At 69.2% G+C, this 12,465-nt stretch carries 11 protein-coding genes; 4 read left to right on the forward strand and 7 right to left on the reverse strand.

The features are described from left to right. Positions 1–2: 2 nt before the first annotated feature. From RAMLITH_RS23525 to RAMLITH_RS23550, 6 genes are all read right to left on the reverse strand, one after another. Entirely contained in the window at positions 3–932 is a 930-nt protein-coding gene (locus tag RAMLITH_RS23525; RefSeq protein WP_168109900.1) for a branched-chain amino acid ABC transporter permease, read from the reverse strand. Between the two features lie 225 nt (positions 933–1,157). After that, the gene (locus tag RAMLITH_RS23530; protein WP_168109901.1) at positions 1,158–2,480 is read right to left on the reverse strand and encodes an AAA family ATPase; all 1,323 of its coding nucleotides are present in this window, start codon (positions 2,478–2,480) and stop codon (positions 1,158–1,160) included. A gap of 220 nt (positions 2,481–2,700) precedes the next feature. Next, complete coding sequence (locus RAMLITH_RS23535) at positions 2,701–4,989, reverse strand: beta strand repeat-containing protein (RefSeq protein ID WP_168109902.1); 2,289 nt, start codon at positions 4,987–4,989, stop codon at positions 2,701–2,703. Between the two features lie 68 nt (positions 4,990–5,057). Beyond that, positions 5,058–5,690, reverse strand: coding sequence for an outer membrane lipoprotein periplasmic chaperone LolA (lolA, locus tag RAMLITH_RS23540; protein WP_168109903.1), 633 nt, complete (start codon positions 5,688–5,690; stop codon positions 5,058–5,060). Positions 5,691–5,856: 166 nt separating this feature from the next. Further along, positions 5,857–8,175, reverse strand: coding sequence for a DNA translocase FtsK (locus tag RAMLITH_RS23545; protein ID WP_168109905.1), 2,319 nt, complete (start codon positions 8,173–8,175; stop codon positions 5,857–5,859). Between the two features lie 101 nt (positions 8,176–8,276). Next, a complete protein-coding gene (locus tag RAMLITH_RS23550; RefSeq protein ID WP_168109907.1) occupies positions 8,277–8,951 on the reverse strand; it encodes a Crp/Fnr family transcriptional regulator in 675 nt (224 codons plus the stop codon). Between the two features lie 152 nt (positions 8,952–9,103). Here RAMLITH_RS23550 and trxB point away from each other — a divergent pair, with 152 nt between their 5' ends. The 4 genes from trxB (at position 9,104) to RAMLITH_RS23570 (ending at position 11,896) form a co-directional block, all read left to right on the forward strand. Beyond that, a complete protein-coding gene (gene trxB, locus RAMLITH_RS23555) occupies positions 9,104–10,057 on the forward strand; it encodes a thioredoxin-disulfide reductase (RefSeq protein WP_168109909.1) in 954 nt (317 codons plus the stop codon). Between the two features lie 224 nt (positions 10,058–10,281). Then, entirely contained in the window at positions 10,282–10,515 is a 234-nt protein-coding gene (gene rpmB, locus RAMLITH_RS23560) for a 50S ribosomal protein L28 (RefSeq protein WP_168109910.1), read from the forward strand. A 23-nt stretch (positions 10,516–10,538) separates the two neighbouring features. Next, positions 10,539–10,712 carry a 50S ribosomal protein L33 gene (gene rpmG, locus RAMLITH_RS23565; protein WP_168109912.1) on the forward strand — a complete coding sequence of 58 codons (174 nt, stop codon included), beginning with the start codon at positions 10,539–10,541 and terminating at the stop codon, positions 10,710–10,712. Between the two features lie 173 nt (positions 10,713–10,885). Then, positions 10,886–11,896 (forward strand): lysozyme inhibitor LprI family protein, encoded by a 1,011-nt coding sequence (locus tag RAMLITH_RS23570; protein ID WP_168109913.1) that lies wholly within the window; start codon positions 10,886–10,888, stop codon positions 11,894–11,896. A gap of 98 nt (positions 11,897–11,994) precedes the next feature. Here RAMLITH_RS23570 and RAMLITH_RS23575 read toward each other — a convergent pair whose 3' ends face one another. Then, positions 11,995–12,393, reverse strand: coding sequence for a hypothetical protein (locus tag RAMLITH_RS23575; protein ID WP_168109915.1), 399 nt, complete (start codon positions 12,391–12,393; stop codon positions 11,995–11,997). Positions 12,394–12,465: the final 72 nt, after the last annotated feature.

Raw genomic sequence — 12,465 nt, forward strand, 5'->3', positions numbered from 1 at the left:
CCTCAGGCCCGGTCGGCCACGCGTTCGCCGAGCAGCCCGGACGGCCGCAGCGTGAGCATCCCGATCAGCACGATGAACGCGAAGATGTCGGAGTAGTGGCTGCCCAGCACGCCGCCGGTGAGCACGCCGATGTAGCCGGAGCCGATCGCCTCGATCAGGCCCAGCAGGATGCCGCCGACCACGGCCCCGGCGAGGTTGCCGATGCCGCCGAACACCGCCGCCGTGAACGCCTTCAGCCCCGGCAGGAAGCCCATGGTGTGCTGCACCGTGCCGTAATTGGACGCGTACATGACGCCGGCAATCGTCGCCAGCACGGCGCCGATCACGAAGGTGGCGGAGATCACCGTGTCGGGCCGCACGCCCATCAGCGCCGCCACCCGGGGATTCTCGGAAGTGGCGCGCATCGCGCGTCCGAGCTTGGTGTAGTTCACCAGGTACATCAGCACTGCCAGGCAGATCGCCGTCAGCCCCAGGATCATGATCTGGGTGGACGTGATCACGGCCCCGCCCACCTGGAACGGCGTCGGCGGCAGCAAGGTCGGATAGGGCTTGTAATTGGGCTTGAAGATGATCATCGCCAGCGTCTGCAGCAGGATCGACATGCCGATGGCGGTGATCAGCGGCGCCAGCCGCGGGCTGTCGCGCAGCGGCCGGTAGGCCACTTTCTCGATGGTGTAGTTGAGGGCCGAGGCGACCACGCAGGCGATCAGCGTCGAGACCAGCAACATCAGCCAGCCCGGCATGCCCGGCATGGCCTCCTGCATGCCCATGATGATCGCCCAGCTGGTGAGCGCGCCGATCATCAGGACTTCGCCGTGGGCGAAGTTGATCAGGCTGATGATGCCGTACACCATGGTGTAGCCGAGCGCCACCAGCGCGTACATGCTGCCCAGGACCAGACCGTTGATGATCTGCTGCAGCAGGATTTCCATAGAACTTCTCCGTGTTGTACCGGCGTCCCCACCGGCGCCTCGCCCGGGCGAAATGCGCCGCCTCGCGGCCGCCGCGTCTTGTGGACGCCGCGGCCCATCAGCAAAAAACCCGCCACGAGTCCTCAGGCGGGTTCTGCGGGTTGGATTGTAGCGAGCGGTTGAGGCAGAAAGTCTCCGTTTCCCCCGGGTTCTCCCTAGGGACTGCGGCCGCGGAGTTGACGCAGGTCAGCCGCGTCGGGCTTTGTTGAGTTCGCGCAATTCCGCCAACCGGGCGGCGATCCTGATCTCCAGCCCGCGCTCCACCGGCCGGTAGAACTGCGGCGGCTTCATGCCTTCCGGGAAGTAGTTCTCCCCGGCGACAAACCCGCCTTCCTCGTCGTGCGCGTAGCGGTAGTCGCGGCCGTAGTCGAGATCCTTCATCAGCTTCGTCGGCGCATTGCGCAGGTGCAGGGGCACCGGCCTGGTGCCATCCTTCTTCACCAGCGCCCGTGCCTCGTTGTACGCCACGTAGACGGCATTGGACTTGGGCGCCATGGCGAGATAGACGATGCATTCGGCCAGCGCCAGTTCGCCCTCCGGCGTGCCCAGCCGCTCGTAGACCTCGGCGGCGTCCAGCGCCAGCCGCAGCGCCCGCGGGTCCGCGAGGCCGATGTCCTCGGCCGCCATGCGGATCATGCGGCGCGCCATGTAGCGCGGATCGGCGCCGCCGTCGAGCATGCGCACCAGCCAGTACAGCGCGGCGTCGGGGTCGGAGCCGCGCACCGACTTGTGCAGCGCGCTGATGGTGTCGTAGAACTGCTCGCCGCCCTTGTCGTAGCGGCGCAGGCGCTCGCCGAGCACCTTGAGCAGCCATTCGTCGGTGATCTGCTCGCGCCGTTCGTTGGCGGCCGCGACCGAGAGCGTCTCCAGCGTATTGAGGAGGCGCCGGGCGTCGCCGTCGGCGTAGGCGACCAGGCGGTCGCGCGCCGCTTCGTCGATCGCCGGCACGGCGCCCAGCGCCTGCGCCTTGCCCAGGATCTGCGCCAGGTCGGCCTCCGACAGCGGCTGCAGCACGTAGACCGCTGCCCGCGACAGCAGCGCGGAATTGACCTCGAAGGACGGGTTTTCCGTGGTGGCGCCGATGAACGTGAACAGGCCCGATTCGACGTGCGGCAGGAACGCGTCCTGCTGGCTCTTGTTGAATCGGTGCACTTCGTCGACGAACACGATGGTGCGCCGGCCGCCGCCGCCGGCGGCGTTCTCCAGCGCCGTGCCCTGCGCGAGCTGCGCCTGTTCGACGGCGTCGCGGATGTCCTTCACGCCGCCGAGCACGGCGCTGATCTGGATGAACTGCGCGTCGAAGGCATCGGCCATCAGCCGCGCGATGGTGGTCTTGCCGGTGCCCGGCGGCCCCCACAGGATGCAGCTGTGCGGCTGCCCGGATTCGAAGGCGATGCGCAGCGGCATGCCGGCGCCCAGCAGGTGCTGCTGGCCGATCACCTCCCCGAGCGTGCGCGGGCGCAGGCGCTCGGCCAGCGGCTGGTGGGCGGCGGGGACCTTCTTCGTCACCCGTGGAGTTTAGAGCGGGCGCGCGTTCAGCCTCGGCCGGGCAACAACGGAGCAATCGGGGGGCCCCGATTGCGGTTTGGCCGGCGGAAGAAGCGCTGACGCTCCGGCCGCGCCGTCATCGGGGTCAGAGCACGATTTCGTAGGCGACCTCACGCTCCGGCCAGACCATCGTCCTGAATCGTGATCCGACCCCGCTGACTCGTGCCTCGCCCGCCGCGTGCTACCCCAGCAGGTCCGGCCACGATCCGACGATCGCGGCGCCGCCCTTGCCGTGCAGGCCCGGGCCCCAGAGCACCAGGTCGCCGTCGCTGAAGCTGAGCGTCTCCACGCCGCTCAGCGAGTCGGTGCCGTCCGGGCCGGTCACGGTGACCGAAATGCCGCGCCGCACGATCGTGTACCCGGATTGCGCGCCGCTGAAGACGGCGATGTCGAAACCGGCGCCGCCGTTGATCGTGTCGTTGCCGGCGCCTCCCTCGATCCGGTTGGCGCCGCGGTCGCCCGTGATGACGTCGCCGAAGGTGGACCCTCGCACGTCCTCGATCCCGCTCAACGTGTCGCTGGTCCCGTACCCATCGAGGGCCGTTCCCGCACCCACGTCGATGGTGACGCTGGCGGGTGCGAACCGGTAATCCACGATGTCCAGCCCGCCGCGGCCGTCGATGACGTCGTTGCCAGCCCCGCCCTCGAAGGTTTCCACCGCGCCGCTGTCGCTGCCGGTCAGCCAGTCGTCTTGGGCCGAGCCGCGGACGCCCTCGATGCTGACCAGGATGTCGACGCCGCCCCAGCCGTCGGAAGCGCTGCCCTGGCTGGAGCCGCCGAGAGTGACCGTGACGCCGAACGTGGAGGTGCTGTAGTCGGCGACGTCGTAGCCGGCGCCGCCGTCGATGGTGTCGTTGCCCGCGTTGCCGGTGAACAGTTCCAGGCCGTCGAGCGCTCCGGCGCCGTTGGCCGGGGCGCCGCCCACGAGCACGTCGTTGTAGCGCGATCCCTGGATCCCTTCGATGTTGTGCAGCGAGTCCGTGCCCGAAAGACCGCCGCTGGCGACCCCTGCGGCGAGGTCGACGGTGACGCCTGCGATCGCCGACTCGTAGCGCGCGATGTCCAGTCCACCCCGGCCGTCGATCACGTCGTTGCCGGCGCCGCCTTCGAACAGTTCGGGCATCGCGCTCGCTGAGCCGAGCAGCGTGTCGTCGTAGCCGCTGCCGACCACCCGGTTGATGTTCGCCAGCGTGTCGGCGCCCGCCGCGCCGCTTGCGGCGCCGGCCGCCAGGTCGACGCTCACCGGCCCGAGCGCGCCGGCGTAGCTCGCCTGGTTGGAATTGCGCTGCAGCACCGTGTCGAGCTGGCCGCCGTCGATGAAGTCGGCGCCCAGGCCGCCTTCGAACTGCTCGTACAGCGTCGGATCGCTGCTGCCCGAGATCGTGTCCCCGAACGCCGATCCCGTGACCGCATTGACGTTCGCCAGCGTGTCGGTGCCGCCCAGCCCGTCCTGCGCGATGCCCGAAGCGAGATCGACGTTCACCGCCGATGTGGACGAGGCGTAGCCGACGCTGTTGAGATCCTTGTAGGTCGTGCGATCCAGGATCGCGCCGCCGTCGATGGTGTCGTTGCCGGCGCCTCCGACGAAGCTGTCGCGACCGCCACCGCCGGACAGGACGTCGTCGCCGGCATGGCCGTCGATGAAGTTGGCGCCAGCGTCGCCGGTCAGGATGTCGTCGAAAGCGGAACCGCTGATGTTCTCCATCCCCGACAGAAGGTCGTTGCCGGCCCCGCCGGAAGCCGTCCCGGCTCCCAGGTCGACGACCACGCCGGCCACGGTCCCGCCGCCCAGGTAGTCCACCGTGTCGACGCCGATGCCGCCGTGGATGGTGTCGTTGCCCAGGCCGCCCACGATGACGTCCGAGCCCGCGGCGCCGGACAAGGCGTCGTCGCCCGCCCCGCCCAGCAACATGTTGTCCCAGTCGTCGCCGGAGAGCGTGTCGTCGAAGCCGGAGCCGATCAGCCGCTCGATGTTCGCGAGCGTGTCGCTGCCGTCGCCGCCCGTCGCGGTGCCGGTCGCGAGGCTCGCCAGCACGGGACCGGGGGCGCCGGCATAACTGGCGCTGTCGCCGGCGCCGCTGCCGCCATCGAGCCAATCGGCCCCGGGGCCACCGCGCAGGACATCGTCCCCGGCCAGGCCGTACAACGTGTCGTCGCCGGCCGCCCCGTCGAGCAGGTTCGCGAATTCGTTGCCGACAATGGTGTCGGCAAACGGTGAGCCGAGGATGTTTTCGATATCGAAGAGGCTGTCACCCGCCGCCGCGCCCGCGTGGAGGTTCATCCAGAGATTGACCTCCACGCCCGAGGAGGCGTCCGAATAATCGGCCGTATCGTTCAGCCCGGCGCCACCGTCGAGCACGTCGCCCCCGGCGCCACCGCGCAGGACGTCGTCGCCGTCGAGCCCGAGCAGAATGTCGTCGCCGGAAGTACCGATGAGCAGGTCATCGCCGTTCGTGCCGTGAATCTCCATGGCCGCTCCCGTAACACGCGAAGCATCGCGTTATACAGGAAACGTCTGGTTACCGGAATGGTCGACCCTTATTGCTTCACGACATCCGCGTTCTGCGGCGGCTTGAAGTTGAACACTTCCGGGCCGACGGGCGCGTTGACCTCCATCTTGCTGAACGTCAGCATGGAGCGCTGCCCGAAACTGTCGAGGATCTCCAGCGCGGCCAGCTGGTCGCCGCGGAAACCCACGCGCATGCCGTGCAACTGGCCTTCCTTGTTCCTCGGCGTGGCCTGCACCCACTGCACGCCGTCCTTCTCGCCGGCCGCCTGCAGCTCGAAGTCGCGGCGCAGCGTCGCCAGGTCGGGCGCGGACGCGATCAGCGCGGCCGGCGTGGAGCCCAGCACCTGCGCCTGCTTGCGCTGGGTGACCTGCCGCAGGTCGGCGTCGTACAGCCACAGCGTCTGGCCGTCGGCGACGATGGTCTGCTCGAAGGGCTTCCTGTAGTTGAAGCGGAAGCGGTCGGGACGGGCGAACTCGAAGGTGCCCGACGACTTCTTGGTCTTGGCGGACTGGCCTTCGCGCGCCGGCGAGGTGACGACCTGCGTGAACTCGGCGCGGCCGGTCTTGGCGGTCTGGACGAACTTCTCCAGGCTGTCCAGCCCGGACGCCTGCGCGGCCAGCAGGCTGCCGGCGAGGAAGGTGAATGCGATCAGCTTTTTCATGGGACTCCGTGACTCGGGTGGTTGGCCGCAGCATGGCCGGCCGACATGGACGCCGGGTGAAGCCCGGCATCGCACCTGTTTCAAGGAGTGTCGCCCATCCGCGCCGTCCGGGCCCATCGGCGGGCGTCCACCAGCCGGGTCGGACAACGTCCCGCGTGGCGGCGCGCTATTCGGTGCGGGTCGGCACCAGGATCTCGCGCTGGCCGCTGCCGCTCATCGCGCTCACCAGCCCGGCGTTCTCCATGTCCTCGACCAGGCGGGCGGCGCGGTTGTAGCCGATCTTCAGGTGGCGCTGCACCAGCGAGATGCTGGCCTTGCGGTTCTTGAGCACCACTTCCACGGCCTGGTCGTACATCGGGTCCTTCTCGCCGGAGCCGCCCTCGCCGCCCAGCAGGTCGCCGTCGTCGTCCACCGTGCCGCCTTCGAGGATGCCCTCGATGTAGTTCGGCTCGCCGCCCTGCTGCTTGAGGAACGACACGACCCGGTGCACCTCCTCGTCGCTGACGAAGGCGCCGTGCACGCGGGTCGGCAGCCCGGTGCCGCTTTGCATGTACAACATGTCGCCCATGCCGAGCAGGGCCTCGGCCCCCATCTGGTCGAGGATGGTGCGGCTGTCGATCTTGCTGGAGACCTGGAAGGCGATCCGGGTCGGGATGTTGGCCTTGATCAGGCCGGTGATCACGTCGACGCTGGGCCGCTGCGTGGCCAGGATCAGGTGGATGCCGGCGGCACGCGCCTTCTGCGCCAGGCGGGCGATCAGCTCCTCGATCTTCTTGCCGACCACCATCATCAGGTCGGCCAGTTCGTCGATCACCACCACGATGTGAGGCAGCCGGTCGAGCGGCTCGGGTGCGTCCGGCGTCAGGCTGAACGGGTTGGGAATGAGTTCCCCGCGCGCCTTGGCCTCGTCCAGCTTGTGGTTGTAGCCGCCCAGGTTGCGCACGCCCATCCTGCTCATGAGCTTGTAGCGGCGCTCCATTTCGCCGACGCACCAGTTCAGGCCGTTGGCCGCCTGGCGCATGTCGGTGACGACCGGGCACAGCAGGTGCGGGATGCCTTCGTAGACTGACATCTCCAGCATCTTGGGGTCGATCATCAGCAGCCGCACGTCGCGTGCCTCGGCCTTGTACAGCAGCGACAGGATCATCGCGTTCAGGCCCACCGACTTGCCCGAGCCGGTGGTGCCGGCCACCAGCACGTGCGGCATCTTCGCGAGGTCGGCCACGACGGGGTTGCCGACGATGTCCTTGCCCAGGCCCATCGTCAGCATGGCCTTCGCATCGTTGTAGACCTGCGAGCCGAGGATTTCCGACAGCTTGATCGACTGCCGCTTGGCATTGGGCAGTTCCAGCGCCATGTGCGCCTTGCCCGGGATGGTCTCGACCACGCGGATCGACACCAGGCTGAGCGACCGCGCCAGGTCCTTGGCGAGGTTCACCACCTGCGAGCCCTTCACGCCGGTGGCCGGCTCGATCTCGTAGCGGGTGATCACCGGACCGGGCTGCGCCAGTACCACGCGCACCTCGACGCCGAAGTCCTTGAGCTTCTTCTCGATCAGGCGGCTGGTCATCTCCAGCGTCTCGGCGGTCACCGTCTCCTGGCGCGCGGGCGGCGTGTCCAGCAGGTCCACCTGCGGCAGCTTCGAATCGGGCAGTTCGGTGAACAGCGGCTTCTGCCGCTCCTTGGCCACCCGTTCGCTCTTGGGCGCCTCGACCCTGGCCGGCTCGATCAGGACTGGTGCCGGGTGGTGCTCCTCGATCTCGATGCGCTCCTCCAGCACGATCTCCTCGCGCTGGCGGGCCGCCTGCTGGCCCAGGGCGACGTCCTCGGCCTGCTCGCGCCGCTCGCGCCGCGCCTCGAACCACGCGTCGATGCCGGCGCCCAGCCGCTCGGCGACCTGGCCCCAGGAGAAACGGAACACCAGCGCGGCGCCGACCACCACCAGGGCCACGAAGACCAGTCCGGAGCCGGTGAAACCGAGCCACTGCACCCCCCAGCGGCCGACGGTGGCGCCCAGCGCGCCGCCGGCGTGGTCGGGGAGATGCGGTTCCAGGCGATAGAGGCGCGACCATTCCAGCGCCGTGCTGGCGGCCAGCAGCAAGGCGAGCCCGCCCCAGAAAGCGGCCTTGCCGCGAACGGTGGCGCGCTCGGCGGCGTCCTCGCCCCGCATCCAGCGCGCCAGGCTGGCGAGCCAGGAACGCACGCCGGCGGCCAGGCACCACCAGGCCGAAAAGCCGAGCAGGAAGTAACTGGCGTCGGCCACCCACGCGCCGAGGTGCCCTCCCAGGTTGCGCACGCCGGTGCCGGCGCCGGAAGTGGAGAAGGCCGGGTCCTGCTGCGAATAGGTGACGAGCGCCAGCAGCCAGAACAGGAGGGCGGCGGCGCCGAGGACCAGGGCGATTTCGTGGGCGAAGCGGCTGACGCCGCCGCGGGCCGGCGCCCCGCGGGCGCCGGTGTTGTTCAAGGTGTCCAGGGAGTACGTCATGAAGTGCGCACGAGCTTACCGCACGGCATGCGCCGAGGCGAGCGCCTGCGGCGCGGGTACAACGTGCGACGCCAGTCCTGTGAAGGCCGCAATGACCGGCGCTACCCCAGGGTGCTGAGCCGGTCCTTGATCAGCATCGAGCCGTCCTCGCGGGTCTCGATGAAACCGCGGTCCTCCAGGTCCTTCATGACGCGGCTGACCATTTCGCGGGACGCGCCGACCATCTTGGCGATGTCCTGGCGCGAGATCCGGTCCTTGATGGTCATCTGGCCTTCGCGGTCCGGCAGCGCGAATTCGAGCAACGCGCGGGCCACGCGCCCGTAGACGTCCATCAGCGCCAGCGACTCGATCTTGCGGTCCGCCTGGCGCAGGCGCTGCACCAGGCCCTTCATGATGGCGTAGGCCATCGAACTGTTCTCCGGCAGGCAGCGGGCGAACTCGGCGCGGCCCAGCACCAGCACGTCGGTCTGCACTTCGGCGCGGCAGGTGGCCGAGTGCTCCTGGTTGTCGATCAGGCTCATCTCGCCGATGTAGTCGCCGGGCTGCAGCGTGGCCAGGATGACCTCGCGGCCGCGCTTGTCGGAGGTGACCACGCGCACGCGGCCCGTGAGGATGATGAACAAGGTGTTGGACTTCTCGCCCTGCTCCACGATGACCTCGCCGCGCTTGAAGCGCCGCTTGGTCACCGATTCCGCCACCGACTCCGCCTGGTTGGCCGTCAGCAGGGCGAACAGGGGCACCCGGCGAATCAGCTCCAGATTGGACAGCATCGACATCTTTTTTGCTTCCTTCCGCTCTCGCGTGCGAACCTGCTTCCTACAATCGACCGACAGACCGCGCGGACTTCGTTGCGCGTCGGCGCCATAGTTGCCGCTCGGCCGCAAAATGTACACCGAGCTGTGGTGTTTTCCATACAGGTTTTTCCATCATGCCAACGACCCAACACGCCAAAGTCCTGATCCTCGGTTCCGGCCCCGCCGGCTACACGGCGGCCGTCTACGCCGCACGAGCCAACCTCTCCCCGATGCTGATCACCGGCATGGCGCAGGGCGGCCAGCTCATGACCACCACCGAGGTCGACAACTGGCCGGCGGACGTGCACGGCGTGCAGGGGCCCGACCTGATGCAGCGCTTCCTGGAGCACGCGGAGCGCTTCAAGACCCAGATCGTTTTCGACCACATCAACCAGGTCGACCTGGCGCAGCGCCCGTTCAGGCTGCGCGGCGACAGCGGCGAGTACACCTGCGACAGCCTGATCATCGCCACCGGCGCGTCGGCGAAGTACCTGGGGCTGCCGTCGGAGGAAGCGTTCATGGGCAAGGGCGTGTCGGGCTGCGCCACCTGCGACGGCTTCTTCTACCGGGACCAGGTGACCAGCGTCGTCGGCGGCGGCAACACCGCCGTGGAGGAGGCCCTCTACCTGTCCAACATCGCGAAGAAGGTGTACCTGATCCACCGCCGCGACAAGTTCCGCGCCGAGCCGATCATGGTCGACAAGCTGATGGAGAAGGTGCAGGCCGGCAAGATCGAGCTGAAGCTGTTCCACACGCTCGACGAGGTGCTGGGCGACGCCAGCGGCGTGACCGGCGTGCGCATCAAGGACGTGCGCTCGGGCGCGACCGAGGACCTGGCGCTGCAAGGCTGCTTCATCGCCATCGGCCACCATCCCAACACCGACATCTTCAAGGGCCAGGTGGAGATGAAGGACGGCTACATCATCACGAAGACGGGGCTGGAAGGCTTCGCGACCATGACCAGCGTGCCGGGCGTGTTCGCGGCCGGCGACGTCCAGGACCATGTCTATCGCCAGGCGATCACGAGCGCCGGCACCGGCTGCATGGCGGCCCTGGACGCCCAGCGCTTCCTGGAGCAGGCGAGCTGACGGTCTGATCCGGGCCGCGCCGGCCGCGCGCGGCGGCGGGATCGCGCTTGCGGCTATAATTGCGGGCTTTGCTGCGAAACCGCGAGGGAAGCCGAGAGGCGACGCAGCCGGCCCGCGAGGGCCCGGGTTACCGCCACCCTTCTGGCGAGGTGAGGCAGAAGCGAGGACCGGCACCGACGTGCCATCCGCCAGTGACTGCCGTTTTGACGATATCGGAGTGCTTCATGGCACGCGTATGCGACGTGACGGGCAAGGGCCCGGTGACCGGGAACAACGTTTCCCACGCCAACAACAAGACCAAGCGCCGGTTCCTGCCGAACCTGCAATACCGCCGTTTCTGGGTCGAGAGCGAGAACCGCTGGGTGCGCCTGCGCGTCTCGAGCGCGGCACTGCGCCTGATCGACAAGAATGGCATCGACGCCGTGCTCGCGGACCTGCGCGCCCGCGGCCAGGCCTGATCCCGCACTGAAAGGAAAGCATCATGGCAAGCAGCAAAGGCGGCCGGGAAAAGATCAAGCTGGAGTCCACCGCGGGCACCGGCCACTTCTACACCACCAGCAAGAACAAGAAGACGACGCCCGAGAAGATGTCGATCATGAAGTTCGACCCGAAGGCTCGCAAGCACGTCGAGTACAAGGAAACCAAGCTGAAGTGAGCAACCGGCCTCGCGGCCGGCACTCGTTTCGCTGCCGGCGCAGGCCGGCTCACGAAGCCCCGCGACGCGGGGCTTTTTGTTTGGCGCAGCCGAGCTGCCGTGACGGCGTGTGACTGGCGCACCATGCTGTCATGCGGGAGCCCCCGCCGCCAGGGCGCGGCGTATGCTGGGCCATGGCCGATTCGAAGCGCAGCGGCTGGTCGTTCGCCGCCGGTGTGATGGTGGGCGGCGCGGTGGCACTCTGGGCGTCGTTCGCCTGGTTGCTGCCGGCCATGGCGCCGGCCCTCGAGCCCGGCATGGCCTCATCCGGCGCGACGGCGAACGCCACCAGCCAGCTCGTCCCGTCGAATGCGGCACCGGCCAGTCGGCCCGCAGCCGGTGCGGCGCCCGCCGTGGCGGCGGCCTGTGGCGTGGAGCCGCTGCTCGCGCCCGCCAGCGCCCGTGACGGACGATTCACCCTGCAGGCGGCCGCCGGAGCCGAACCGCCGAGCGTGCGCGGCTACCTGGCCGCCGCGCGGGACGCGGCTCGGCAGGGCCGTTGGCGCGACAGCGAAGTGGCCCTGCTCGTCGCCTGCGGGCTGGCGGCCGGCAGATCGCCGCGGGTCTCGGTGCCGGTCGCGGACGTGCAATCGTTGCTGGGACAGCGGTACCTGGAAGCGGCGGAGGTCCAGCGCGACGAAACGGCGCGCGCGCTGCTGCTGGAACGGGCTGAAGGGCTGCTCGAGCAGAGCCTGCTCGCGTACACGGTGGTGCTGGGCAGCGACGCCTCCAAGAGCCGCATGGCCGCCCGGCGGGTGGCGGCCCTCGGCAAGCTGCGCGAGGGCCCGGATCGCCTTGCCCCGGCGGACGCGGACGGCGCCTGGAACGCGCCCGGAGCGCCGGCGCTGGCCACCCTGGGTGCCGGAGCGCAGCCGCCGTGGGGCGGGCCCTGGGCGCCGGGCGCCACCGAGTCCAGGAGCGCGCGCCAGCCGGCCGAGCTCATCCGGTCCGATCCGGAGTTGACCGAGCTCGAAGCCAACCTGGCACGCCTGCAGGCGCAGGCGGCGAACGTGGCGCGCGACCCGGCCGGGCTGCGGCAACGTTCGGAGCTCGCCCGCGCGCAGCGCGATGCGCAATGCCGCGACAAGCCCTGCCTGCTGCGCTGGTACGCGCAACGCAAGCGCGAGCTGTTCGCGGAGTTTTGAACCCGCATCACAACGCCCCAGGTGACCGAGCCATTGAAAAGCCCCTTTCGGGGCTCTCGTGGCGAGCCTGCGGTCGCCTCAGCGCAGCGGGACGCCGCTCACCAGCGCCGGTAGTCGTCCGGATACCGGTCGCGGCGGTTGCGCACGCCGTCGCCGTCGCGATCGTTGCGGCTGGCGCGGTCATGCAGGATGTAGGGCGAGGCCGGGATGGCCTGGCTGTACAGCGGTCGGCCCCAGCGGTCGGTGCCCTGGTACACGTAGCCGGACGGCGGGGTCCAGCCGCTGTTGCCGTAGTACTCGGGCGTGCCGCGCGCGGGACCGTACCCGCGCGCCGCGTCCTGCGCGGCGTAGGGATTCGGCGGCGTCTGCGGCTGCATGGGATGGTTGCGCCACGCCGAACCCGCCTGGGCCTCGGCGTCTCCACCGGACTGCGCGAACGCCGCTCCGCCGGCAGCCAGGGCCGCGGTGGCGAGCACGGAGACGAAGAGCTTGTTCATGGATTCTCCTTTGGCGGGACGTGGCACGTCCCCATGAAGCCATTGAACAGCGGCGCGGTGTCCGGGTCATGT

The sequence above is a fragment of the Ramlibacter lithotrophicus genome (assembly GCF_012184415.1).
GTDB classification, from domain to species: Bacteria; Pseudomonadota; Gammaproteobacteria; order Burkholderiales; family Burkholderiaceae_C; genus Ramlibacter; species Ramlibacter lithotrophicus.

Coding starts and splice junctions, on each gene's coding strand:
- RAMLITH_RS23525 (WP_168109900.1), bottom strand. CDS start 932: ATGGAAATCCTGCTGCAGCAGATCATCAACGGTCTGGTCCTGGGCAGC.
- RAMLITH_RS23535 (WP_168109902.1), bottom strand. CDS start 4,989: ATGGAGATTCACGGCACGAACGGCGATGACCTGCTCATCGGTACTTCC.
- lolA (WP_168109903.1), bottom strand. CDS start 5,690: ATGAAAAAGCTGATCGCATTCACCTTCCTCGCCGGCAGCCTGCTGGCC.
- RAMLITH_RS23545 (WP_168109905.1), bottom strand. CDS start 8,175: ATGACGTACTCCCTGGACACCTTGAACAACACCGGCGCCCGCGGGGCG.
- RAMLITH_RS23550 (WP_168109907.1), bottom strand. CDS start 8,951: ATGTCGATGCTGTCCAATCTGGAGCTGATTCGCCGGGTGCCCCTGTTC.
- trxB (WP_168109909.1), top strand. CDS start 9,104: ATGCCAACGACCCAACACGCCAAAGTCCTGATCCTCGGTTCCGGCCCC.
- rpmB (WP_168109910.1), top strand. CDS start 10,282: ATGGCACGCGTATGCGACGTGACGGGCAAGGGCCCGGTGACCGGGAAC.
- rpmG (WP_168109912.1), top strand. CDS start 10,539: ATGGCAAGCAGCAAAGGCGGCCGGGAAAAGATCAAGCTGGAGTCCACC.
- RAMLITH_RS23570 (WP_168109913.1), top strand. CDS start 10,886: ATGGCCGATTCGAAGCGCAGCGGCTGGTCGTTCGCCGCCGGTGTGATG.
- RAMLITH_RS23575 (WP_168109915.1), bottom strand. CDS start 12,393: ATGAACAAGCTCTTCGTCTCCGTGCTCGCCACCGCGGCCCTGGCTGCC.